Annotated in this window: 21 protein-coding genes; 15 read left to right on the plus strand and 6 right to left on the minus strand. The window is 45.3% G+C overall.

Annotated elements, in window-relative coordinates; translation table 11 throughout:
• Nucleotides 1-319 precede the first annotated feature (319 nt).
• From rppH to LYZ37_RS02590, 5 genes are read left to right on the plus strand one after another with little or no spacing between them, the layout of a single operon-like run.
• Complete coding sequence (gene rppH, locus LYZ37_RS02570) at nt 320-838, plus strand: RNA pyrophosphohydrolase (protein ID WP_004744863.1); 519 nt, start codon at nt 320-322, stop codon at nt 836-838.
• Nucleotides 839-840: 2 nt separating this feature from the next.
• Entirely contained in the window at nt 841-3,087 is a 2,247-nt protein-coding gene (gene ptsP / locus LYZ37_RS02575) for a phosphoenolpyruvate--protein phosphotransferase (protein WP_272786327.1), read from the plus strand.
• 35 nt (nt 3,088-3,122) lie between these two features.
• Nucleotides 3,123-3,887: a sulfite exporter TauE/SafE family protein gene (locus LYZ37_RS02580; protein ID WP_420794623.1), complete on the plus strand. Its 765-nt coding sequence runs from the start codon at nt 3,123-3,125 to the stop codon at nt 3,885-3,887.
• A 56-nt stretch (nt 3,888-3,943) separates the two neighbouring features.
• Nucleotides 3,944-4,765, plus strand: a complete 822-nt coding sequence (lgt, locus tag LYZ37_RS02585; protein WP_069667527.1) for a prolipoprotein diacylglyceryl transferase — start codon at nt 3,944-3,946, stop codon at nt 4,763-4,765.
• 9 nt (nt 4,766-4,774) lie between these two features.
• On the plus strand, nt 4,775-5,626 hold the full coding sequence (locus LYZ37_RS02590; protein ID WP_239826714.1) for a thymidylate synthase: 852 nt from the start codon (nt 4,775-4,777) through the stop codon (nt 5,624-5,626).
• 638 nt (nt 5,627-6,264) lie between these two features.
• Here LYZ37_RS02590 and LYZ37_RS02595 read toward each other — a convergent pair.
• Nucleotides 6,265-7,410 carry a Na/Pi symporter gene (locus LYZ37_RS02595; protein ID WP_004744858.1) on the minus strand — a complete coding sequence of 382 codons (1,146 nt, stop codon included), beginning with the start codon at nt 7,408-7,410 and terminating at the stop codon, nt 6,265-6,267.
• 410 nt (nt 7,411-7,820) lie between these two features.
• Between LYZ37_RS02595 and nhaR the strand changes: the two genes are divergently transcribed.
• Entirely contained in the window at nt 7,821-8,711 is an 891-nt protein-coding gene (nhaR, locus tag LYZ37_RS02600; RefSeq protein ID WP_272786329.1) for a transcriptional activator NhaR, read from the plus strand.
• A 171-nt stretch (nt 8,712-8,882) separates the two neighbouring features.
• Entirely contained in the window at nt 8,883-9,182 is a 300-nt protein-coding gene (locus tag LYZ37_RS02605) for an ArsR/SmtB family transcription factor (RefSeq protein WP_004744856.1), read from the plus strand.
• Between the two features lie 95 nt (nt 9,183-9,277).
• Here LYZ37_RS02605 and rpsT read toward each other — a convergent pair whose 3' ends face one another.
• Nucleotides 9,278-9,538 (minus strand): 30S ribosomal protein S20, encoded by a 261-nt coding sequence (rpsT, locus tag LYZ37_RS02610; protein ID WP_004744855.1) that lies wholly within the window; start codon nt 9,536-9,538, stop codon nt 9,278-9,280.
• A gap of 247 nt (nt 9,539-9,785) precedes the next feature.
• On the opposite strand from rpsT, the gene murJ reads away from it, so the two are divergent.
• From murJ to LYZ37_RS02645, 7 genes are all read left to right on the plus strand, one after another.
• Nucleotides 9,786-11,348 carry a murein biosynthesis integral membrane protein MurJ gene (gene murJ, locus LYZ37_RS02615; protein ID WP_272786331.1) on the plus strand — a complete coding sequence of 521 codons (1,563 nt, stop codon included), beginning with the start codon at nt 9,786-9,788 and terminating at the stop codon, nt 11,346-11,348.
• 91 nt (nt 11,349-11,439) lie between these two features.
• The gene (gene ribF, locus LYZ37_RS02620; protein WP_272786332.1) at nt 11,440-12,384 is read left to right on the plus strand and encodes a bifunctional riboflavin kinase/FAD synthetase; all 945 of its coding nucleotides are present in this window, start codon (nt 11,440-11,442) and stop codon (nt 12,382-12,384) included.
• A 55-nt stretch (nt 12,385-12,439) separates the two neighbouring features.
• Nucleotides 12,440-15,268: an isoleucine--tRNA ligase gene (gene ileS / locus LYZ37_RS02625; protein WP_171325713.1), complete on the plus strand. Its 2,829-nt coding sequence runs from the start codon at nt 12,440-12,442 to the stop codon at nt 15,266-15,268.
• A 190-nt stretch (nt 15,269-15,458) separates the two neighbouring features.
• Nucleotides 15,459-15,968 (plus strand): signal peptidase II, encoded by a 510-nt coding sequence (gene lspA / locus LYZ37_RS02630; RefSeq protein ID WP_272786333.1) that lies wholly within the window; start codon nt 15,459-15,461, stop codon nt 15,966-15,968.
• Between the two features lie 220 nt (nt 15,969-16,188).
• Entirely contained in the window at nt 16,189-16,620 is a 432-nt protein-coding gene (gene fkpB / locus LYZ37_RS02635) for an FKBP-type peptidyl-prolyl cis-trans isomerase (RefSeq protein ID WP_272786334.1), read from the plus strand.
• Between the two features lie 26 nt (nt 16,621-16,646).
• A complete protein-coding gene (ispH, locus tag LYZ37_RS02640; RefSeq protein WP_171325709.1) occupies nt 16,647-17,612 on the plus strand; it encodes a 4-hydroxy-3-methylbut-2-enyl diphosphate reductase in 966 nt (321 codons plus the stop codon).
• A gap of 206 nt (nt 17,613-17,818) precedes the next feature.
• Nucleotides 17,819-20,584, plus strand: coding sequence for a M16 family metallopeptidase (locus tag LYZ37_RS02645; RefSeq protein WP_272786335.1), 2,766 nt, complete (start codon nt 17,819-17,821; stop codon nt 20,582-20,584).
• 103 nt (nt 20,585-20,687) lie between these two features.
• Here LYZ37_RS02645 and LYZ37_RS02650 read toward each other — a convergent pair whose 3' ends face one another.
• Nucleotides 20,688-22,172, minus strand: a complete 1,485-nt coding sequence (locus LYZ37_RS02650; RefSeq protein WP_239826706.1) for a carbon starvation CstA family protein — start codon at nt 22,170-22,172, stop codon at nt 20,688-20,690.
• Nucleotides 22,173-22,377: 205 nt separating this feature from the next.
• Between LYZ37_RS02650 and LYZ37_RS02655 the strand changes: the two genes are divergently transcribed.
• Nucleotides 22,378-22,719, plus strand: a complete 342-nt coding sequence (locus LYZ37_RS02655; RefSeq protein WP_171325703.1) for a DUF2799 domain-containing protein — start codon at nt 22,378-22,380, stop codon at nt 22,717-22,719.
• Nucleotides 22,720-22,768: 49 nt separating this feature from the next.
• Here LYZ37_RS02655 and murQ read toward each other — a convergent pair whose 3' ends face one another.
• From murQ to LYZ37_RS02670, 3 genes are read right to left on the minus strand one after another with little or no spacing between them, the layout of a single operon-like run.
• On the minus strand, nt 22,769-23,695 hold the full coding sequence (gene murQ, locus LYZ37_RS02660; RefSeq protein WP_272786336.1) for an N-acetylmuramic acid 6-phosphate etherase: 927 nt from the start codon (nt 23,693-23,695) through the stop codon (nt 22,769-22,771).
• A gap of 8 nt (nt 23,696-23,703) precedes the next feature.
• Nucleotides 23,704-24,816: an anhydro-N-acetylmuramic acid kinase gene (locus LYZ37_RS02665; protein ID WP_272786338.1), complete on the minus strand. Its 1,113-nt coding sequence runs from the start codon at nt 24,814-24,816 to the stop codon at nt 23,704-23,706.
• A complete protein-coding gene (locus tag LYZ37_RS02670; protein WP_272786339.1) occupies nt 24,809-25,687 on the minus strand; it encodes a BadF/BadG/BcrA/BcrD ATPase family protein in 879 nt (292 codons plus the stop codon). Before LYZ37_RS02670 ends, LYZ37_RS02665 begins: the two co-directional genes overlap by 8 nt.
• Nucleotide 25,688 lies beyond the last annotated feature (1 nt).

Genomic DNA, 25,688 nt, shown 5'->3' on the forward strand with positions numbered 1-25,688 from the left:
ATTAATTTTGTTTTTGTTATAAGTTGTTGTTTTCATAGGGTGTAAATTTTCTTAGTTTGATCTTGTTACTGCACCAAAGTGTAGGTTGCTTAGCTATTGATCACTTTCACATTGATTCTTCACATAGTTATGCACAGAAAAGGTGAATAAATGTGGTCTATGTCTCACTGTGGTGTGAGTAACCTCGGATTTGATTAAAAGTTATCCATTGAAGGATGTGAAAGCAATATTTTCTGCCCTAGTCACACTAGTAAGTTTGCTCCTACTGGGGATATGTGGAAAAATCACTGTAATTAAAGATTTTATTAGAGGTTGGCCAGTGATAGATGGCGATGGTTACCGCTTAAATGTGGGAATTGTAATCTGTAACAGCCATGGTCAGGTCTTCTGGGCTAAACGATACGGACAACACTCTTGGCAGTTCCCTCAAGGTGGAATTGATGAAGGTGAAACCCCTGAACAGGCAATGTATAGGGAGTTGTATGAAGAGGTTGGTCTTACAAAGAAAGACGTAAAGATCGTCGCGACAAGTCGTCATTGGTTAAGATATAAGCTACCAAAGCGCCTTGTTCGTTGGGATTCAAAACCTGTTTGTATCGGTCAGAAACAGAAATGGTTTCTGCTGCGACTCGATTGTGATGAATCACGAATTGATATGTTGCGTGGCAGTTCCCCTGAATTTGATGGTTGGCGTTGGGTAAGCTATTGGTATCCAGTCAGACAAGTGGTTTCTTTTAAGCGTGATGTTTATCGTCGCGCAATGAAAGAGTTTGCATCAATGGCAATGCCATTTAAACAGCGTAAAGTAAAAGGCAAACGTAAGCACCGAAGAGGATAGACATGCTTTCTCAACTAAGGGAAATAGTTGAACAAGTTTCTAAGGTAGAAGAAGTTCATCAGGCCTTAGACATCTTAGTTAAACAAACATGCAGTGCGATGAGTACTGAGTGTTGCACCGTCTATCTTGCTAACGAAGAAATGCAGCGTCTTGAGTTAATGGCGACTCAGGGCCTGCGTTTTAAAGGCGATAAAATTCATATCCGGTTTAGCGAGGGCTTGGTTGGCCTTGTTAAACGCAGTGCTGAGCCGCTTAACCTAGCGGAAGCCTCCAAACACCCCAATTTTAAATACTTCTCTGAACTGGGAGAGGAGGTTTATCAAAGCTTCCTCGGAACCCCAATTATTCACCGTAAACAAGTGCTTGGTGTACTCGTCGTTCAGCAGAAAACCCCACGTCAGTTTGATGAGATGGAAGAGTCCTTTCTGGTCACTCTTGCCGCTCAGCTCGCTGTGATTATCGCCCATGCCCAGACTCAAGGTCAGTGGCGACTCGAAAAAAAGCAGCAAGCAATTCGTGGTGTTCCGGCCTCTTCTGGTGTGGCAATTGGCGAGTTTTGGTGGGATGACACCCAACCGGAACTGAGTAATGTTTATCCTGCTTCGACCCTCGATATTGATCGTGAGCAGGAGTGGCTGCTATTGGCAATCGAAGAAGCGCTGAATGATTTCCGTCGCATGCGTAAAAAGCTCGATAGCGAGATAAACAAAGACGCTTTAGCGATATTCGATCTCTTTACCCACTTGCTTAACGACCCTATGCTGCGCAAAGACCTTAAAGCGCAAATTCAAAAAGGGGATCGTGCAGACTGGGCGCTGCGCCAAGTGGTCGAATCCTACTCCAACCGTTTTGCTCGCATGTCTGATGTTTATTTGAGAGAACGAGCGCAAGATATCCGCGAATTAGGCCAGCGCTTGCTGTTCTTCTTGCACAATACCGATAAAGAGAAGCAGGTATTAGACAAGCCAGTTATCTTAGTGGTGCGTGAACTGACCGCGACGCTATTGGCATCGATCCCCAAAGAGAAACTGCTGGCAGTTATTTCCTTAGAGGGCGCAGCTAACTCGCATGCGGCGATTTTGTCGCGCGCATTAGGTATCCCTGCGGTCATGGGTGTCACGTTAAACCCTAAAATACTCAATGGTAAGAAAGGCGTTGTTGATGGCTATAGCGGTAAAATACTCGTTTCACCCAATCGACAACTGCTACGTGAATATCGTGCCCTTGCTAATGAAGAACGCGAGTTGGCTAATATGGTCAATCAGCGCATTGAAGAACCTGCATTTACCAAAGATGGTCAACGTATTGAAGTGATGTTGAATGCCGGGTTAAGTGCCGATACCAATATTGCCATCAACCAAGGTGTTGATGGGGTAGGGCTGTACCGAACTGAAATCTCATTTTTGCTGCAGCACCGATTTCCTTCAGAAGAAGAGCAGACTCAGCAGTATCAAGCCGTGCTAAGCAGTTATCCGAGTAAGCGCGTTGTTATGCGTACGCTCGATGTGGGTGGTGATAAAGCCTTGCCTTATCTCCCGATTGAAGAAGATAACCCATTCTTAGGATGGCGCGGTATTCGATTTACTCTCGATCATCCCGACATCTTCTTAATGCAGATACGGGCGATGATGAAAGCGAGTTCGAAGCATCAGAATCTAAGTATTTTGCTGCCTATGGTATCTGGTGCCCAAGAGCTGGATGATGCTATTGAACTGATTACCCGCGCCTATGAAGAGGTGGCTGAGCTTGATGATCAGATCGCCATGCCACAGATTGGTGTGATGATCGAAGTACCGTCGATGATCTACTTGCTGGCACTGATTGCCAGTAAAGTAGACTTTGTTTCTATCGGTACTAACGACTTAACTCAGTACATGCTTGCGGTTGACCGAAACAATGCGCGAGTGGCCGATGTTTATGAGTCAATGCACCCCTCGGTTATTATGGCTTTAAGTCATATTCACCGAACTTGTCAGCAACTAAATCTACCTGTGTGTATTTGTGGTGAGCTCGCTGGTGACCCAATTGGCGCACTCTTAATGGTTGGCTTGGGTTACCGTAGTTTGAGTATGAACACCTCGAACGTGGCAAAAGTGAAGTACCTGTTGCGCCATACTGAAACGGAAGAATTACGTTCGCTTGCTGACAAAGCCTTGATGCAACCTTACGGCCATGACATTTATGCTATGATGCAATCATTTTTTGAAAGTAAAGGCTTTGCCGGCTTTATTCGAGCGGGCAAAAAATAAGGATTATTGTGTCTATAGAACTACTTGTTTCTTTTATGCTGCTTGGCGCTGTCGTTGGCGTTATGGCGGGATTACTCGGTATTGGTGGTGGATTAATCGTTGTTCCAGCACTGCTTTTTCTTTTACCAGCAGCGGGTATTGATGCCAGCATTAGTATGCAAATCGCGTTAGCGACATCGCTTGCGACTATTGTTGCTACCTCAGGCTCATCGGCTCTTAACCATTTCAAGCTCGGTAATGTCGATATGTTCGTCGTTAAGTGGCTGATGCCCGGTGTGGTGGTCGGTGGTTTCTTAGGTGCGAATGTGGCAGAGTGGATCCCTGCTCAATACCTACCTAAAGTGTTTGGCGTAATCGTATTACTGCTAGCTATTCAAATGCTATTTTCTATCCGCGGTAAATCGCAAAAAACCATGCCAGGTAGTGCCACAACTATGGTCTATGGCACTGGGATTGGCGTCGTTTCGAGCTTAGCAGGTATTGGTGGTGGCTCGCTGTCTGTGCCGTTTCTCAACAGCCATGGCATTGAAATGCGTAAAGCGGTAGGCTCGTCTTCGGTTTGTGGTTGTATGATTGCTATCTCTGGCATGGCGGGTTTTATCTTACATGGCTACAAAGTCGATGCGCTGCCTGATTACAGTATCGGCTATGTCTATCTGCCTGCTTTGGTTGCGATTGCGTCGACCTCTATGTTGACGACGCGCATTGGGGCAAAGCTGGCGACATCCTTGCCTACACCAACTTTGAAAAAAATATTTGCAGTTTTTTTAATGTTTGTTGCTGGAACTATGTTGCTCTAGAGCACTCTCATCTATACAAATAAAATCGTCAGAACTTCAAAAAGAGTAATCCACCTATGTCTCAGGGATATCTAACTTTTCCAAATATCGATCCTGTACTTGTGTCCATTGGGCCGCTTTCTATCCGTTGGTATGGATTGATGTACCTTGTCGGCTTTGCTTTTGCCCTATGGTTGGCGAATCGCCGAGCAGACAAAGCAGATAGCGGTTGGACGCGTGAGCAAGTCTCGGATCTTCTGTTCGCTGGATTCTTGGGTGTCGTTATTGGTGGTCGAGTCGGCTACGTTATCTTTTACAACTTTGATCTCTTTATCCAAGACCCGCTTTACCTATTTAAGGTGTGGACAGGTGGCATGTCATTCCATGGCGGCCTACTGGGTGTTATTACCGCTATGTTCTGGTATGCGAAAAAGAATGGCCGCACCTTCTTTGGCGTGGCGGACTTCATTGCTCCGCTAGTACCGTTTGGTCTAGGTATGGGCCGACTCGGTAACTTTATGAATAGCGAGCTATGGGGACGCGTAACGGATGTGCCATGGGCATTTGTCTTCCCTAATGGTGGTCCACTTCCTCGTCACCCATCTCAGCTGTATGAAATGTTCCTCGAAGGGATCGTGCTGTTCTTTATCCTGAACTGGTTTATCAAGAAACCACGTCCTCTAGGCGCAGTATCAGGGCTATTTTTAGCGGGATATGGTACATTCCGTTTCCTAGTCGAATACGTACGTGAACCGGATGCACATTTAGGTCTGTTTGGTGGATTTATCTCTATGGGACAAATCTTATCCCTACCTATGGTGCTGATTGGTATCCTGATGATGGTTTGGGCGTATAAGCGCGGCCATTACAAAGATGAACTACCACAACAAACGAAGTAAGGAATTGGTGTGAAACAGTATTTAGATCTCTGTCAGCGTATCGTTGACCAAGGTGAGTGGATTGAAAATGAGCGCACCGGCAAGCGTTGCCTAACGGTGATCAATGCAGATCTAACTTACGATGTCGCGAACAACCAGTTCCCGTTAGTGACAACTCGTAAAAGCTTCTGGAAAGCCGCGGTTGCTGAGCTACTTGGTTACATTCGTGGCTACGACAATGCCGAAGATTTTCGCAAGCTAGGCACCAAAACTTGGGATGCCAACGCAAACCTCAACGAGGCGTGGCTCAATAATCCTTACCGTAAAGGTGAAGATGATATGGGGCGCGTTTACGGTGTTCAAGGTCGTGCTTGGGCTAAGCCAGATGGCGGTCATATCGACCAGCTACGTAAAATCGTTGATGATTTAACGCGTGGCGTCGATGACCGTGGTGAAATCCTAAACTTCTACAACCCTGGTGAGTTCCATATGGGCTGTCTGCGCCCATGTATGTACAGTCATCACTTCTCCTTGTTAGGTGATACCTTGTACTTGAACAGCACTCAGCGCTCTTGTGATGTCCCACTAGGGCTTAACTTCAATATGGTTCAAGTGTATGTGTTCCTCGCTATTATGGCTCAGATTACTGGCAAAAAAGCAGGGCAGGCATACCACAAGATAGTTAACGCTCATATCTATGAAGATCAACTTGAACTGATGCGTGATGTACAGCTAAAACGTGAGCCATTAAAAGCGCCTACGTTCCATATTAATCCTGAGATTAAGTCACTAGAAGATTTGGAAACTTGGGTTACACTGGATGATTTCTGGGTAGAAGGTTACGAGCACCACGATCCGATTCAATATCCGTTTTCAGTCTAGCAAGACGATATGAATTACTAAGCCGCCCAAGATAGGGCGGCTTTTTTGTAAGAGAAGGAAAGCGGGAACGGGCTGCGCCCTGTGGAACGCTTCGCTTTTGGAGAGCGGGAACGGACTTCGTCCTATGGAGCGCTTCGCTCTTGGAAAGCGGGAATGGACTTCGTCCTACGAATTGCTTCGCTTTTGGAGAGTGGGGACGGGCTTTGTCCAGATTGAGGATACCAACACCATATTGGGTCATTCCATAGAGTGACGAAGGAGCGAGTAGGGAATCTCTCAAGGTTTTCAACTTGCTATAAGAGATCCCCAACTCGTTCGTACCTCACTCTTGAGGATGACATTGTTTGTTATGGTTTGATGTATGAGCGGTCATTCCATAGAGTGACGAAGGAGCGAGTAGGGAATCTCTCATGGTTTTCAACTTGCTATAACAGATCCCCAACTCTCTCGTTCCTCGCTCTTGAGGATGACGGTAATAAAACAAAAGGCTGATATGTATATTGTGCCAACCCTTCAAGTTCTCTCCAGCTCTCCGTAGGGCGAAGCCCGTTCCCTTATCCCTCTTCCTTAGCGCTTCTTAAACGCAAAAAGCCCGCAACCTAAGTTGCGGGCTTTGTAATAAGCGATGGTCTTTTGTATTAAGCTGTCAGCGCTAGGATTGTGCCTGGCAGTGCAACGAACACTGCTAATAGGTAACCAGCTACAACCGCTTTGTTCTTCACAGCCATGTCAGAGATTAAGTCAGCACCTTTTACAGGTAGTTCACGTAGGAACGGAATACCGTAGATGAATACTGTTGCCATGATGTTGAACACTAGGTGTACTAGAGCAATCTGTAGTGCGAATACCGCAAACTCACCTGATACTGCTGTCGCTGCTAATAGAGCGGTGATACAAGTACCGATGTTTGCACCTAGAGTGAATGGGTAAACGTCACGCACTTTAAGTACACCAGAACCTACTAGTGGAACCATTAGACTTGTAGTCGTAGAAGAAGACTGTACAAGTACTGTTACGATAGAACCAGAGAAGATACCGTGGATTGGGCCACGACCAATTGCGTTCTTTAGAATTTCACGAGCACGACCAACCATTAGGCTCTTCATTAGCTTACCCATTACAGTGATTGCTACGAAGATAGTCGCGATACCTAAAACGATAAGTAAGATACCACCCATTTGGTCGCCGAATGTTGCTAGTGGCTCTTTAACTGCGCTTACGACTGGTTTAGTTAGAGGCTTAATGAAGTTCAAACCTTTAATGCTCATATCGCCAGTTGCTAGGAATGGAGATACTAACCAGTGTGAGATCTTATCAAGAATACCAAACATCATTTCGATAGGTAGGAAGATCGCAACCGCTAATAGGTTAAAGAAGTCGTGGATAGTCGCACTTGCAAATGCGCGCTTGAACTCTTCTTTGCAACGAACGTGACCTAGTGAAACTAGAGTGTTGGTTACTGTTGTACCGATGTTCGCACCCATCACCATAGGGATAGCTGTTTCTACCGGAAGACCGCCGGCCACTAGGCCCACGATAATAGAAGTTACTGTACTTGAAGATTGGATAAGTGCTGTTGCGACTAGACCGATCATCAAACCTGCTACTGGGTGAGATGCAAATTCAAATAGAACTTTAGCTTGATCGCCTGTTGCCCATTTGAAACCACTGCCTACCATAGATACCGCTAGAAGTAGCAGATACAACATGAATGCCAAGTTAGCCCAGCGCAACCAGCGAGTAGTGCTCGAAATTGGCGCCGCTGTAGTAGTAGCTTGGTTCATAATCATTTTCTCCGTGGACCGTTAATGTCTTAGTTTTGGTCTGTTGTTGAAACTGAGGGCGATGTTAGAGGGGAAATATTTCAGTAATATTACAGTTCTGTGTAATAGAATTTTTTTTAACTGAGCAGTAAGTTAATTGCTGTAATTTGAAATTTACGCACTGTTTAAGTTTTTGTTTTTATTGGCTTTATATTCAAAAAAATGAGTCTGTTTAGGATGTGATTAGAATCGAAAAAATCGCAGAAAATTTTCGGTTGTTAGCCTGTTTGTGACAACTCGCTGTCATATTCATAATTCTGGTTTCGGTAAAAGTTGAGATAAATAAATATAAAGTAGGTTTAGTCGAATTATTGTTGTCACGCGCTGCATTTGCTATAACCTACACACTAAAATAAGAAGAGTATTTCTCTATGTCACACTTAAACTACAACCACCTTTATTACTTCTGGATGGTATGTAAACAAGGCTCTGTTACCAAAGCCGCCGATGCTCTGTTTCTCACCCCGCAAACTGTGACTGGGCAGATTAAAGCGCTAGAAGAGCGTATGGATGGTAAGTTAACTAAGCGTAATGGCCGTAGCGTTGAACCTACTGAGCTAGGACAGTTAGTGTTTAAGTATGCCGATCGAATGTTTGGTCTGAGTTATGAGATGCTAGATATTGTTAACTACAGTCAGCGCTCTAACATTCTATTTGATGTCGGTGTGGCAGATGCCTTATCAAAACGATTAGTGAGCAAAATACTGTTAACCACAGTTCCTGAAGATAACAGCATTCATCTACGTTGTTTCGAATCAACTCACGAGATGCTTTTAGAGCAACTCGCACAGCATAAGCTAGATATGATTTTGTCTGATTGTCCAGTCGACTCTAGCCAGAGCCCTGGTTTGTACAGCAAAAAGCTCGGTGAATCCAATATGAGCTTCTTCTGTTCGGGTAACGTCGATAATGTTAGCTTTCCTGCAGTATTAGAGCAGCGCAAACTGCTGATTCCTGGCAGCCGTACCGCGATGGGACGTAAAGTATTGCAATGGTTTGACCGTCAGGGATTACAGCCTAATATCTTAGGTGAATTTGACGATGTCGCATTAATGAAATCTTTTGCTCGTTACCACCATGATGTGATTTTCTTAGCCCCTTCTATCTATATGTCGGAAGTCGAAAGCGATCTTCGTCTACAACTGATCGGCCATATTGATGAGTTAAAAGAAGAGTACTATGTCATATTTGCAGAGCGTATGATTCAACATCCAGCGGTGAAGAATGTTTGTGATGCAGACTTCACAACCCTATTTAATTAGACTCCGATCTATTTGAACAAATAGATTAGTTGTTACAATTCGATTAATATTTGAAATAATTCACTCTAATAGAATTAAATACACAGTGAATCTGGTGACTGATCGACGGCGTTACTTATTGAGTAAGGCTGATGTTTGTAGAAGTATTGTTGTAGGAAGAGGTAGTGGCCGATGAATCTACAAGAGATGGAAAAGAACTCTGCTCAGGCAGTAGTGCTGCTTAAGGCGATGGCCAATGAGAGGCGTCTTCAGATCTTGTGCTTATTACACAATCAAGAGCTGTCAGTAGGGGAATTGTGCAGTAAGTTGGAGCTAAGCCAATCTGCTTTATCTCAGCACCTAGCGTGGTTGCGAAGAGATGGTTTGGTGAATACTCGAAAAGAGGCACAGACAGTGTATTACACTTTGAGTAGTGAAGAAGTGAAAGCAATGATCCAATTGCTGCACGACCTTTACTGTTCAGAGAAATAGTAGATTTATCGAGGTTTGTTGTTTAGCCTCGAAATTTAGATATAAAAAAACCGGCAATTGCCGGTTTTTTCTTTCACTGGGAAATCAGAGTTCTATTAAAGAGCTTTGATTGCAGCAGCGAAACGAGACTTATGACGTGCAGCTTTATTCTTGTGAATAAGGCCTTTAGTAGCCATGCGGTCTAGGATTGGTGTAACTGCAGCAAATGCTTCAGTTGCAGCAGCTTTGTCGCCTGCTTCGATAGCAGCAACAGTTTTCTTCATGTAAGTACGCATCATTGAGCGACGGCTAGCGTTGTGCTGACGACGTTTCTCAGCCTGGATAGCGCGCTTCTTAGCAGATTTACTATTTGCCAAGGGTCTAACTCCCAAAAACTTAGTTCAGTGACAATTTAAGGGCGAGGAATATCCCTCATTTGCGCTTAAATGTCAAATAATTTGTGCAAAAACCAATCGAGCCAAACTAATTTTGGTTTGAAAGGTCTTCACGGTTAAGATGGCGGGGATTCTAACAGTATTTTTTTTTCAATGCTAATACTAATCTGCTCTGGTTATGACATTCCTGTTGTAAAGTAGAGCAAAATTTTTGATTCCCGAGGTAAATGTGAGTAAACGCCTACTCAAGTCAGGCATGATAGTCAGTGCTATGACCTTGATCTCTAGAGTTTTAGGCTTGGTTCGAGATGTTGTTGTTGCCAACCTTATGGGGGCAGGGGCCAGTGCCGATGTCTTCTTCTTTGCTAATAAAATCCCCAACTTTCTCAGGCGTCTATTTGCTGAGGGCGCATTTTCTCAAGCCTTTGTTCCTGTATTGACGGAATACCACGCTGCCGGAGAGATAGACAAAACTCGTCAGCTTATCGCGAGAGCAGCGGGTACATTAGGCGTCATTGTCTCTATTGTTACCGTGCTCGGCGTTTTAGGTTCTGGCGTGGTGACGGCGCTGTTTGGTTTTGGCTGGTTTTTAGACTGGCTCAACGGAGGACCTTCGGCAGAAAAGTTTGAGCTCGCAAGCTTAATGCTCAAAATTACTTTCCCATACTTATGGTTTATCACCTTTGTCGCTTTGTCTGGGGCGATTCTCAATACGTTAGGTAAGTTCGCTGTCTCTTCTTTTACGCCTGTTTTTCTCAATGTGATGATCATTTTATCGGCGTGGTTTATCGCGCCTCAATTATCACAACCAGAAATTGGTCTAGCGATAGGCGTTTTTCTTGGCGGCTTAGTTCAGTTTTTATTCCAGATCCCGTTCCTGATTAAAGCGGGAGTTATGGTGAAACCTAAGTGGGGTTGGCGCGATCCGGGCGTGGTTAAGATTCGTACCTTAATGATCCCTGCGCTATTTGGCGTTTCAGTTAGTCAAATCAACCTGTTGTTCGATACCTTTATCGCCAGTTTCCTTCAGACAGGTTCTATTAGTTGGCTTTATTACTCGGATCGCCTGTTAGAGTTTCCACTTGGCCTATTTGGTATCGCTATCGCGACGGTCATTCTACCAGCGTTATCTCGCAAGCATGTTGATGATCATAGTGACGGATTTGCACAAACCATGGATTGGGGCGTACGTATGGTCACCTTGCTCGGTATTCCTGCCATGCTTGGTTTGATGGTATTAGCCAAACCTATGCTAATGGTGCTTTTTATGCGTGGCGAGTTTACTCCTCAAGACGTGAACTATGCCTCGATGTCTCTGGTTGCATACGCGTCAGGTCTACTCAACTTTATGTTGATTAAAGTACTGGCTCCAGGTTACTACTCGCGCCAAGACACCAAAACGCCAGTGAAATATGGCATTATCGCGATGGTCACCAATATGGTTTTCAATGCTATCTTCGCTTGGTTCTATGGTTACGTTGGGCTTGCCATAGCAACCGCATTGTCTGCCTTTGTGAATATGTCTCTTCTATATAGAGGCTTGCATATCGCAGGTGTCTATCATCTGACCAAAAGAACGTTACTGTTTATAGCCAAGCTCGTTATTGCTGGTGGCCTAATGGTTGGCGCGATTCTGTGGCAATTAGAAGAGATGAATGTGTGGCTAACTTGGACATTGCTAGAGCGAGTAATGTGGTTAACGGCATTGATAGGATTAGGCGCGGCTGTCTACCTGTTGTCACTGCTTATTATGGGTGTTCGTTTAAAAGATCTAAAAGCAGCGACAGAATAAGGGTGATTAGTATATAATCCGTCAGTTTCACGCAACGTTAATTCTTTTTTTGAGAATTTATAATCAATAAACAAGTTTTTAGTAGTCTCCAATGGAATTGATTCGAGGTATTCACAACATCAAACCACATCATCAAGGGTGTGTATTGACGATCGGAAATTTCGATGGTGTTCACCTCGGACATCAGGAAGTTTTACGCCAAGTGTCTGAGCAAGCTAAACAATTAAGTTTGCCTTCAATTGTAATGACATTTGACCCTCAACCATTGGAGTTGTTTGCTAAAGACAAAGCGCCTGCGCGCTTAACGCGTCTTAGAGATAAGTTTGTTCAGTTGAGCAAATTGAATATCGAAAGGTTGCTTTGCGTTAACTTTAATCATCAATTCGCTAATCAAAGTGCTGACGAGTTTATTAGTGACTTGTTGGTGAAGCGTTTGGGTGTTAAGTTTCTCGTCGTAGGTGATGATTTCTGCTTTGGTCGTGGCCGAAAAGGCAATTTTGCTATGCTGCAAGAAGCAGGCAAAAAGTACGGCTTTGAAGTGGTAAGCACTCAAAGCTTCTGTTTACAACAGTTACGTGTAAGCAGTACTGCGATTAGAGAAGCCTTAGCGCAAGATAAGCTTGAGCACGCCGCTGAAATGCTTGGGCGTGATTACAGTATTAGTGGGAGAGTTTCTCACGGGAGAAAACTCGGCAGAACGATCGGTTTCCCGACGGCGAACATTCCACTAAAACGTTGCGTGTCGCCAGTTTCTGGCGTGTATACCGTGCAAGCTCTAGGCTTGGGCGAAGAACCTGTCGGCGGTGTTGCCAATATCGGTAATAGACCGACAGTTAATGGCGTACGCCAACAACTCGAAGTACATTTATTCGACTTTAAAGCCAACTTATATGGCAAACAGCTAGAAATCGTACTTTTAGATAAGATTCGCGACGAACATAAATTTGAATCGTTCGAAGCTTTGAAACAACAAATTGAATTGGATGCTGAAGCAGCAAGGGTGTGGCTGCGTCAGTATAAAGCCCAAGCGGTTTAGTTCGCTGCTTGGCATAATGTCTAACTGTCACCCAACACAACGGAATTAAGAATCGATGAGTGAGTATAAAGATACCCTGAACCTTCCTGAAACAGGGTTTCCGATGCGTGGCAATCTGGCAAATCGTGAGCCAGAAATGCTTAAGCGTTGGTATAAAGAAGACCTTTACGGTGAGATCCGTAAAGCGAAGAAAGGCAAAAAATCTTTCGTTCTACACGATGGCCCTCCATACGCGAATGGTGACATTCACATTGGTCACGCACTAAACAAGATTCTTAAAGACATTATTATTAAATCCAAAACACTTTCTGGTTTTGATGCACCGTACATTCCTGGTTGGGACTGTCACGGTCTACCAATTGAACTAATGGTAGAAAAGAAAAAAGGCAAACCAGGCCAAAAAATCTCTGCGGCTGAGTTCCGTGAAGAGTGTCGTAAGTACGCGGCAGGTCAGGTAGAAGGTCAAAAAGAGAGCTTCAAACGCCTAGGTATTATGGGTGAGTGGGATAAGCCTTACCGCACTATGGATTTTGCAACTGAAGCAAACATCATCCGTGCACTTGGTAAGATCGCTGATAACGGCCACCTACTAAAAGGTTTCAAACCAGTTCACTGGTGTACAGACTGTGGCTCTGCGCTTGCTGAAGCAGAAGTAGAGTACAAAGATAAAGTTTCTCCATCTATCGACGTACGCTTTAAAGCGGCCGATGAAGCAGCACTTCTATCTAAGTTCTCATTGAACGAAGGTCATGAAGGCGAAGGCGATATCTCAATCGTTATCTGGACAACCACACCTTGGACACTGCCAGCAAACCGCGCAGTATGTCTACGTGATGATCTAGAGTACGTCTTGATCCAAGTAGAAGGTGAGTCGAAGGAGCGTATCATCGTTGCTTCTGAGCTAGCGAAAGATGTGATGGATCGTGCGGGTATCGAGCACTTCCATAACCTTGGCTTTGCAAAAGGTAGCGACCTTGAGCTATCTCAGTTTAATCACCCATTCTACGACTTCACGGTTCCTGCGATCCTTGGCGATCACGTAACTACGGATTCTGGTACTGGTGTGGTTCACACAGCACCTGGCCACGGTCAAGAAGACTTTGCTGTCGGTAACAAATACAACCTAGAAGTGGCTAACCCAGTCGGTTCAAACGGTGTTTACCTGCCGGATACTGAGCTATTTGCTGGCCAACACGTATTCAAGGCTAATGATGCAGTTGTTGAGACGCTAAAAGAGAAAGGCGCACTGCTACATCACCACGCTTACGAGCACAGCTACCCTCACTGTTGGAGACACAAAACTCCAATCATCTTCCGTGCAACACCACAATGGTTCGTGTCTATGGACCAAGCTGGCCTACGTGCAAAAGCACTAGAGTCAATCAAAGGTGTTGAGTGGATGCCAGAGTGGGGCCAAAGCCGCATCGAAGGTATGATTGAAGGTCGCCCAGAGTGGTGTATCTCTCGTCAACGTACTTGGGGTGTGCCAATCGCTCTATTCGTTCACAAAGAAACAGCAGAGCTTCATCCAAACACTTTAGAACTGATTGAGAAAGTAGCTCAGTTAGTTGAAGAGAAAGGCATTCAAGCTTGGTGGGATCTAGAAATCTCTGACCTACTAGGCGAAGAAGCGGATAAGTACGAGAAAGTACTCGATACGCTAGACGTATGGTTCGACTCAGGTGTGACTCACTACTCAGTTGTTGATGCTCGTGAAGAGTACAACGGCGCGTCGGCTGACCTATACCTAGAAGGCTCTGACCAACACCGCGGTTGGTTCCAGTCTTCACTAATTTCATCAATCGCGATGAAAGATGAAGCGCCATACAAGCAAGTGCTTACTCACGGTTTCGTGGTTGACGGTCAAGGCCGTAAGATGTCGAAATCTATCGGTAACGTAGTTGCGCCAAAAGATGTAACTAATAAGCTAGGTGCAGATATCCTACGTCTATGGGTTGCTTCAACTGACTACACAGGTGAAGTTGCGGTTTCTGATGAAATCCTAAAACGCTCTGCAGATGCGTACCGTCGTATCCGTAACACAGCGCGTTTCTTCCTTGCTAACCTAAGCGGCTTTAACCCAGCAACGGATCTCGTTCCTGCTGAAGAAATGGTTGCTCTAGACCGTTGGGCTGTAGGTCGTGCACTAGCGGCACAAGAAGAGATCGTTAAAGCTTACGGTGAGTACAACACTCACGCAGTAACACAGCGCTTAATGCAGTTCTGTTCTATCGAAATGGGCTCATTCTACCTAGACGTGATTAAAGACCGTCAGTACACAGCGAAACTTGGCGGTCACGCTCAACGTAGCTGTCAGACTGCACTTTACTACATCGTAGAAGCGCTTGTTCGTTGGATGGCGCCAATCATGTCATTCACTGCAGACGAGATCTGGAACGAGATGCCAGGCGAGCGCGATAAGTTTGTCTTCACAGGCGAGTGGTATGAAGGTCTGTTCGGCTTAACTGAAGGCGAAGAGCTTAACAACGAATTCTGGGCTGAAATCCAAGCGGTTCGTGGTGGCGTAAACAAACTGCTAGAAGACGCTCGTAAAGAGAAGACAATTGGTGGCTCTCTGCAAGCTGAAGTGACGCTTTACGCTGATGATGCACTAGCGGCGAAACTAAGCAAGCTGGAAGATGAGCTACGCTTTGCACTACTAACTTCAGCAGCGGTTGTTAAGCCTCTAAGCGAGAAGTCAGAAGCGGCGCAAGCAACAGATGTCGAAGGTCTATTCGTTGAAGTGAAAGCAACTGAAAATGAGAAATGTGACCGCTGTTGGCACCACACTCCAGATGTTGGCACAATCGAAGGTCACGAGAAGATCTGTGGTCGTTGTGTGTCTAACGTTGATGGGGAAGGCGAAGTACGCAAATTCGCTTAATTGCTCGTCACTCTTGGCGTTGTAGCTGCGTTGACTGCACTTACTCACTCCATCACATAGGACAACTATGCTCAGGAGTCTCGTAAGTTTGTCGCCTTGCTACAACACCAATAATTTAGAGCAATCAGAAGTTGAACTTTATTGAAAATTCATAGCCCCAGTATCTACTGGGGTTATTTTTAGGGACTTTATGAGCGAACAAACATTTACTCTAAAGCAATCAGGCGTACGTTGGCTGTGGCTAGCCTTGGTTATCTTCCTTTCGGATATTGGCATCAAGCTATTCGTAATGGATAACATGGGGTATGGCTGGGCGAATCGAATTGAGGTACTGCCTTTCTTTAATCTTTTGTATGTCCATAACTATGGTGCTGCGTTTAGCTTTTTAAGCGACCAAGCTGGTTGGCAACGTTGGCTATTTACTGGTATCGCGTTTGTGGTAACAGGTATGCTGACTTATTGGATGAGCAAACTTCCGGCACAAGAGAAATGGAATAACATTGCTTACGCCATGATCATTGGTGGGGCTGTGGGCAACGTGTTTGACCGTGTCGTCCACGGCTTTGTGGTCGACTACCTAGACTTCTTTTGGGGTAATTATCACTGGCCAGCATTTAACTTAGCTGATACGACTATCTGTATTGGTGCAGCAATGATTATTCTTGATGGCTTTCGCAAGAAAGAAGATGCCAAAGCCTAATTCGTGATAAATTGAATAACCCTAGGCGCTGTCGGTTGATTCCGGTAGCGCTTTTTAGTATACCCGTCATATTTGAAGCCGCAGCGTTGTTGACTGCGATGATTCCCCCTAATCACATAGCGCACTATGCTCAAGGGTTGAATTATCTTGTCGCCTAGCTGCAACTCCAACTATTTAGGGTATACACCTATAAAAATAACGACCTCAAGGAAGCAGTAACGTGACTACCATTGCCCAAGATTCTGCAGTAACTCTGCACTTTACCATTAAGATGTATGACGGCTCTGTTGCCGACAGTACCCACAATATGGGAAAACCAGCCAAGCTAGTGATTGGTGATGGCAGCTTGAGTGATAACTTTGAACAGTGTCTTCTCGGGCTAAGTAGTGGCGAGAAAAAGGCCATTGAGCTTAAAGCGCAAGACGCGTTTGGTATGCCTAACCCAGACAATATCCACCATATGGACAGAACTAAGTTTGTCGGTGATGCAGAAGTTGAAGTTGGAACGATTATGGCGTTTTCAGGCCCCGATGGGATGGAAATTCCTGGAATCATTAAAGAAATTGCTGGGGACTCAGTGACCGTTGACTTTAACCACCCTCTAGCAGGACAAGATGTGACTTTTGAAGTTGAAATTTTGTCAGTAGAATAGCGAGCCAAAGCGAAAATATAATCATCATGAGCAATGAAATGAAAATTAAGTTAGCTAACCCACGTGGCTTTTGTGCAGGTGTTGATCGCGCGATCAGCATTGTTGAGCGAGCACTCGAAATGTACCAACCACCAATCTACGTACGCCATGAAGTGGTACACAACCGATTTGTGGTGGAAGGGCTAAAACAACGTGGCGCTATCTTTGTTGAAGAGTTACATGAAGTACCTGATGACAACATCGTAATCTTCTCAGCTCATGGTGTTTCTCAAGCGGTACGCAAAGAAGCCAAAGAGCGTGATTTAACCGTATTTGACGCCACTTGCCCACTGGTGACTAAAGTTCATATGGAAGTGGCGCGTGCAAGTCGTAAGCATATGGAAGTTGTACTGATAGGACACGCAGGCCACCCTGAAGTCGAAGGAACCATGGGGCAATATGCGAGTGAGCAAGGTGGCATGTACCTAGTTGAAACTCCGGCAGATGTGGTTAGCTTAAAAGAGAAAGTGAAAGATCCAAGCCACTTACACTACGTTAGCCAAACAACGCTGTCAGTGGATGAAACTGCGGATGTGATTGAAGAGCTGCGACGCGTATTCCCTGATATTCAAGGCCCTCGTAAAGATGATATCTGCTACGCAACGCAAAACCGTCAAGATGCCGTGCGTGAAATGGCAACCGATGTGGATGTCGTTATTGTGGTTGGTTCTAAAAACTCATCTAACTCTACTCGCTTAAAAGAGCTTGCAGAGAAGCTAGGTACGCCGGGTTACCTGACCGATTGTCCTGAAGACATCGAACCTCAGTGGTTTGAAGGTAAAGTGAGAGTCGGCGTAACCGCCGGAGCTTCTGCGCCAGAAGAACTGGTTAATAAGATCCTAGATCGTATTAAAGACCTGGTAGGTACGCGCTCTGTCGAAGAGATCCAAGGCCGTGAAGAAAACATGTTCTTTGAAGTGCCTAAAGAGCTACAAATTAAACAAGTAGACTAATCTTGCTTAACTGAATCTAGCCCCTAACTTACTCTTAAGTTAGGGGCTTTTTTATACCTGTTTTTAAACATCTAGCTTGCTAATAATCATATAAGTTTCAAGATTATATGTTGTGAGTCGTATTTTCTTGCCATTGCTTGTTGTGTATTACATTTGAGTCACGCGGAACGATATAGTGCGGTTAGTAATTGGACTAGGAGTCGTTCATGCAAGTTATTAAAAAGTGGCTTACTTTTTCTATCGTTTTACTTATCGTCGGTTGCAACAGTGACTTCGACAAATCCATTCCAGAAGACGCGAACTGGAGCCAGTATCAACTCGATAATGGGTTGCGCTACCATCTCTACCCAACAGAGGATAAAGAGGTTTCAATTCGCCTCATGATTCATGCAGGCTCGATTCAAGAGGCTGACGATCAGCAAGGCTATGCTCATTTTGTTGAGCATATGGCGTTTAATGGCAGCCGTAATTTTACAGGTAACGATGTCATTAAGCTGTTCGAGAAAACCGGCGGCAGCTTTGGTGCCGATATTAACGCGTTCACTGGGTACCAACTGACAACGTATAAAATGGATCTCTCCGATCAAGAACATCTCACACTCGCTTTGACTTGGATGAGAGATGTCGCAGACGGTATTAAGTTTGAACCTGAGCAGGTTGAGCGTGAGAAAGGCGTAATTCTCGGTGAGTTCCGCGCTACTCGACCAGAGAATGAGCCTTTGTTTACCAAAGCTTATCTAGAAGCAATAAAAGGTACGTTGGTAGAGGGGAAGGATCCACTAGGAACTCAAGAGTCAGTGGAGCAGGCGTCTGTACAAGGGCTGAAAAACTACTACCAAACATGGTACCAACCGCAAAATGCTGAGTTGATCATCTCTGGCAACATCAACAGTGAAGAGCTTTCAAAGCTTATCTCACAGCAATTTTCAACTTGGAAAAGCAACGGCAAGCCAGCGGTTAACAAGCAACGTGATTACCGTATTAAAGAAGAGTCATACACCTTATTAGTGGGGGAGATGGAGTCGCCAAGCTTACATTTCCTAGTTGATAGAGGGCCTATCGCCATCACCACTTTTAAGCAGCAGTATCAATACTGGCTAGATGATGTTACTCAGCAGTTAATCTCTCAACGACTTCACGCTGCCTTCAACAATGCCGCTCAAGCGGTGCAATATTCGGGAAGCTACACTCAATGGATTGAATACAACCGATATTCAGCAGCGAGTATCGCTTTTTCGGCTGATAACAGAGAGGCGAGTCAGCAACTGTTTTTAGAGACTTTACGCTCATTAAGAGACTATGGGGTTAGCCAAAGTGAGCTAGAGAGTATTATGACTAGCTATCGCAATAGTTTGTCTAACTTCGATAGTGAATGGGATAAGCGCAAGCCATTGCAAATCGTGGATGACAAGGTATTCGCTATTGAACAAGCCATGCCAGTACAAAGTCGAGAGACAAATCGTAAAGCCCTGAGTGAATTTGTCACGCATGTTGATCTGAAACGAGTCAATGACAACATAGATGGCCTGCTTTCGTCCGATCTCGCTTGGCTTCAAGGTTATAGTGCAGACGAATCTATGAGTGCTTTAGAGCAGCAGTTCAATAAACTCCCTGAGCGGTATGCTCAAGCTGGCTTTAAACCGTTAGCGTTGCAGCAAGTGACCTCAGAACTGAAACAACCCGCGACACAGGGTGAGATAGTGTCGCAATTGGATCGAGAACGTGACTTCACCGTATGGCAATTGAGTAACGGTGTCGAAGTGTGGTTCCAGCGTGATCCGAAAGCAGGTAAGAGAGCACATATTGTCTATGCGAGCCAAGGCGGTAAAGCAGCCCTTACTCCTGATTTGTACGCAGCAAGTGATTTACTGCCACAGTCTGCTGCCCGAAGCGGGTTAGGAGAGTTTAGCGGCGCGCAACTTGACAGCTACTTGCGTAAGAAAGATATAGCAGTGTTTCCATTTATTGGTCTGACGTTTCATGGGATAGAGATAAACACTACGGCGAAAGAGCTCCCCTTAGCTCTGAATGCTATCTTTAACATTACAACTGAGGTGAAGGTTGAGCCGCGTCAGCTCGAAGCCGTGAAGCAAGAGTTCTATGAGAACAATAGCGCTTATTACAACTCCCCTGAAGGGAAATGGTACAAAGCGATCAATGCTGGCACTTATCAACCAGATAGCCGTCACCGTTACGTATTGAACCCAGATATTGCTGGAGTGACTACCGAGCAACTGCTAGTGGTCCATCAGCGCTTGTTCCGCTATAACCGGGATAATAAGTTGGTCATTATTGCCGATCTTGAGCCTGGGCAAATTGCTCCTATGCTGCGTAAGTACATAGCTTCAATTTCGCTGCGAAAAGATAAGCCTTCCCCGCTGAACTTTGACAATGGCTACAACACAGAGCTAGCACCTCTTATTGAAGTTAATGAAGGCAATGAAAAAGGCACTATGCTGTTGACTCGTCTGATTAACACGCAACAAAGAGCGAAAACAGCCAAGGATGTTTTTGCTGAGGACGCACTAAAACGCATCGCAAGTGCACGTCTTCTTGAAGAAGTCAGGGAAAAACGTGGCTTGGATTACTCTCCAGAGATTTACCCTGTGACTCAAGATGGAGAGCAAGTCTCTGATTGGTCTGTAACGGCAAAAGTCGCAAGCGAAGATGTCAAAGAGGTACAGCAAGCTTTAGATACCATGTTTGATGGATTATCTAAGTCTATCACCGAAGAAGAGGTGTCTACTGCGACTAAGCAACTTGCCGTCGCGCTTGAGCCGATCAATGATGATCCTATTCAGCGCGCTTGGTTTTATAGCCGTTACTTAATCCATGGCTATGGTATTGATGCACTGCTTGATATTGAAGGTACGACGAATAGCATTACTTTGAGTGACATTCAGCAGCGAGCAGATTGGACATTCGGTGCCAACAGTCAAAAAATGACAGCGACCTTATCAGCAAAAAACTAAACAGTGTGCCAAGGTGAAACTTGGCCTCTCTGAATTTGGTATTTCTGACTATAGAACAAAGGCTCCCGAAGGAGCCTTTTTCGCAAGCAAAGATATTGTTGGTTTACGCAGTTTCAGTGACTGCTTTTGGTTTCTCTTCGTCTGCTAGCTCTGTTTCACCTTTACCTTTCGACGTTTTAATCACGTAACCAGTAACGGCTAGAGCAAACAAGATACCTGAGATGGTTGAAACTTGAATTGGCAGACCAAAGCCTAGTGTGCTGTTGTTCAAAATGAAGGTCGCACACACAGTTGTCATGAAGATAGCAGGAACCGTTGTAATCCAGTGCATCTTATTGTGACGAAGTAGGTAAGCTGAAGCGGTCCATAGCATCATGACAGCGGTTGACTGGTTAGCAAAACCGAAGTAGCGCCAGATAACACCGAAGTCTACTTGAGTTAGGATGCCACCGATAATGAATAGTGGAACGGCCATCATTAAGCGGTTACGCAGTGCTTTTTGGTCAACGTTAAAGTATTCAGCTAGGATCAAACGACTTGAGCGGAAAGCGGTATCACCAGAGGTAATTGGTAGAATCACTACACCTAGGAAAGCAATTACACCACCAAACACACCAAGTAGGCCAAATGATGCGCTGTAAACAACATTGCCTGGGCCACCATTGCTTACTGCCTCAGACAGTGCATCTAGGTTACCAAAGAACGATAAAGCAATCGCACACCAGATTAGCGCGATAACACCTTCACCAATCATTGCACCATAGAATACAAAGCGGCCGTTCTTCTCATTTTCCATACAGCGAGCCATCAATGGCGATTGCGTTGCGTGGAAGCCAGAGATTGCACCACAGGCGATAGTAATAAATAGCGCAGGCCATAGCGGCATATCGTTAGGGTTTAGGTTAGTGAACATGTCGCTCACTTGGAAATCACCCATCACGGTATGTTCGCTTGAGAAGGCAACCGCAGTCATTAAGCCAACAGACATGAAGATCAGTAGCGCGCCGAACAGTGGGTAGAAGCGGCCAATGATTTTATCAACAGGAACAATTGTTGCGATGATGTAGTAAGCAAAAATCGCGATGACCATAGTCGTCATGCTAACCGATAGGCTAGTTTGGTCATTGATTAGGTTAGTAATCATGCCTGCAGGCGCTGATACGAATACCACACCAACCAATAGCAATAGAACAATGGCAAAGATATTCATAAAGTGTTTTGCGCCATTGCCTAAGTAGCGGCCGGTAATGGTAGGAACAGAGGCACCGCCGTTACGAACAGACAGCATACCTGAGAAGTAGTCGTGTACTGCGCCAGCGAAAATACAACCGATAACAATCCACAGCATAGCCGCAGGGCCGTATAGGGCACCCATGATTGGGCCGAAGATTGGACCAACACCAGCAATGTTAAGTAGCTGAACGAGGTAAACTTTCTTGGTAGACATTGGCACGTAGTCAACACCATCGGCTTTGGTATGCGCAGGAGTTTGACGTTTTTCGTTAATGCCAAAGACTTTTTCTACAAAAGCCCCATAAATAAAGTATCCGCCGATTAGGGCTGCAACACAGGTTAGAAACCACAACATAGCACTTGTTCCTTAGTGAAATTGATTAAGCTCACCATGCATATTATGGGGTTACTTGGCTATCATCATCTGGTTATGGAGTGAGTGGTCGTATAACGAAGTGAGTGGTTTGCTGAGAAAATAAGTGGTTTTTACGTTCGGTGAGTGGCAATTATTAGGATTTAGTGGTTTGATTAATAGAAGTCTGCAAAAACAAGGAAAAACAATGAGAAACATCGTTATCGCAGCGTTAGTGTCAGTATTGGCGGCTTGTAGTAGTAGCCCAGAGCAGTTAGCTGAGCAAGGGGATTGGTATCAAATCGGTTATCAAGATGGCATCACTGGTCACACTCAGCGCTCTTATACTGAACTGGCGAGTTTAGGCAGTGTTAAACACTCGGATTATGAAGAAGGTTATTTAGAAGGGGTAGGCGAGTATTGTAACCCTGACTTTGCTTATCAAATTGGGTTATCCGGTCAGTATTACGAGGGTGTATGTGAAGGCACCGAAACCGCACAAAGGTTCCGTATGGAGTGGCAGCGTGGTTGGAGTGAGCACCAAAATTAATACTGTGTAGAGTAGAGGGAGAAGTGTGGTCTTCTCCCTTTTTCATTTTCTATTCGCCTTGGTGGTGTTGAACCGCTTTACGTAAGAAACCATCTTGCTTTTCTAGCTGATTCTTAGCTTGTGATAACTCCATACCAGTCAGTAGCATCAAAATCGCCAGTTTTACATCATAATCGGTTTTCTCTAGCGTTTCGGTGGCTAGGCTCTTATCACAATCTGTCGCTTGCATAACGATTCTGGCTGCGCGTGCGACGAGCTTCTTATTCGTCGCTTTCACATCGACCATCAGGTTCTGGTAGCTCTTACCCAAGCGAATCATACTGGCTGTGGTAAGCATGTTGAGCACGAGCTTTTGCGCAGTCCCTGATTTTAAACGCGTTGAGCCAGTCAGTGCTTCTGGGCCTACAACTGGGCTAATGGCTATTTGGGCAATGTCGGCAATCGTTGAATCTGGGTTACAAGATAGAGCAACTGTTGTCGCTCCAATTTCATTGGCGTATTCCAATGCTCCGATGACGTATGGAGTTCGGCCGCTTGCAGCAATACCGACTACCACATCTTTAGCGCTAAAGTTAATCGATTTGAGGTCTTCTACGCCAAACTCTAGGGAGTCTTCCGCTCCTTCCTTGGCTTTTAAAATCGCTTCTGGGCCGCCAGCAATCAGGCCAATCACCATTTGGTCTGAAACGCCAAACGTTGGAGGACACTCTGAAGCATCTAGCACACCTAAGCGACCGCTAGTGCCAGCACCCATATAAACAAGTCGGCCACCCACTTTAAATGCAGCAGTGATTTTATCGACCGCTTGGGCTATCTCAGGTAGGACTTTTTCTACCGCTAATGGGACTTGTTGATCTTGCTGATTGATTCGCTGAACAATTTCCAGAGAAGGCAATAAGTCGATATCCATCGTTTCTGGGTTACGTCCTTCAGAAACGAGATGAGAAAGAGCGGCGATTAACGCATCGTTAGTCATAGTGGTCCTTATTTATCAGCAAAGTACATCACACCAAGGGAGACCGCTTTACTGGCTCCGGTGACTTCAGGCAGATTGCTTGGCAAATTGTGAATACGGCGATAGGCGAGCCAAGCAAAGGCCATCGCTTCCATATTGTTGCTGTCTACACCCTTGTCATCGGTCAACATGACCTGCCAATCAGCTAGCTGCTGGGTGAGACAACGCATTAGAAGAGGGTTATGTGCTCCTCCGCCGCATACCAGTAGCTCTGGCGAGCTGCCAACGGCGAACTTACTTACCTCGTTGGCAATTGTTATCGCGGTATACTCGCACAAAGTCCGTTGTACATCTTCAGGCTTAATAGTGAACTTGGCGAGGATAGCTTCTAACCAAGGTAAGTTAAACAGCTCGCGACCTGTGCTTTTAGGCGCGCTGAGCGCAAGATAAGGCTCATTGAGTAGTTCACTCAGCAAATCTTGATTGAGCTTTCCTTGTAGTGCGAATTGAGCATTGTAGTCATAGGCATTGCCAGTGTGTTTAGCACACCAGGCGTCCATCAACATATTACCTGGGCCTGTATCATACCCAATAACGGTTTGTTCAGGTCGTAAAACGGAAATATTGGCGATTCCTCCAACATTAAGTACCACCACACTAGACTCTGTAGAAGCAAAAATCGATTGGTGAAATGCAGGAACCAGTGGCGCTCCTTGACCTCCAAGAGCCATGTCCTTGCGTCTAAAGTCCGCAATAGTGTCTATTCCTGTTAGGGCGGCAATAATATTGGCGTCACCGAGTTGGGTGGTAAATGGTATATCTCCGGTCGGTTGATGATAGACGGTCTGACCGTGATTGCCGATAGCTGTGATCTGTTCGGCAGCATAACCCGTTTTGTTTAACAGAGCTTGAACGGCTTGCGCGTAGAGTTGCCCGAGCAAATGATCAAGTTGACCAATTTCAACTAAGCTCGTTGCCTGACCTAGGCTAACATTTAATAGGCGCTGCTTAAGCGATTGCGGAATGGGATAGTCGAGGCTATCTAGCAAGCGAACTTGATTGTGTTCGATCTCAACCAAAACAGTATCGATACCATCAAGGCTGGTTCCAGACATAATGCCAATATACAGCTCTTTACTCATTGTTATTTTCCACTTGTTGTTTTGCTAGCCAAATCGCCCCGTCTAAGGCATCTCCTTTGGGCTGAATCACTCTAGGCTGCCATGGGTTACCAAGCCGTGATTGATAGTATGCGCCTAAACTCCCTAGAAAAGCGATATCTAAGTCATTATTTTCACAGCACTTTGCTATAAGCCTATCAATATGCCAACAGCCTTGATCCAAGATGGCGAGGCTATCAGGGCAAGATTGCTCAGCCAGTCGAATGACATCGGGAGCGAGTTGGGCAAATTCTGTTGCTGTTGCATGCTTTAGCCAAGTTATGACCTCAGCGCGAGAGTCGCCAATATTGTGTTTAAGATGATCAGTTAACGGCGAAGGCGGTGCCCCTTCGAGAGTATTGATTAACGCCCTAATGCTTTGCTGACCAAGCCAAGCACCACCACCTTGATCGCCGATAGGAAAGCCCCATCCACCAAACATTTTTACCTCTTCATCACGGTTAAGCTGACTCGCCACCGAGCCTGTACCAATCGCAATGACGTTAGTTGGCTGACCTTGATTAGCGCCTAACAGCGAAATATGAGCGTCAGTTGTGACTTGGCAATACGGGTATTTTGTTAAAGCTAATTGTAGTTGTTGTTTTAGCTCCAGATTCCCAGCTCCAGCAACACCAACAACGATTGAGACTTGCTCTGCTCGCAGTCTGTGTTGCTCAAGGCAAGCAGCAATAGCATGTTGAATAAGTTCTATTGCTTGCTTGCCTTGTTGTGTAAGGGATGACGGACCAAACGTTAAGGTGAAAAACGGGTCCGCCGTTAGGGGTTCCAGAGGTGTTAAACGAAGAGCGGTTTTGGTTCCGCCCCCGTCGACAGCAAGAAGGTGTGTAATCATA

The organism is Vibrio tubiashii, from assembly GCF_028551255.1.
In the GTDB taxonomy this organism is placed as follows: Bacteria; Pseudomonadota; Gammaproteobacteria; order Enterobacterales; family Vibrionaceae; genus Vibrio; species Vibrio tubiashii_B.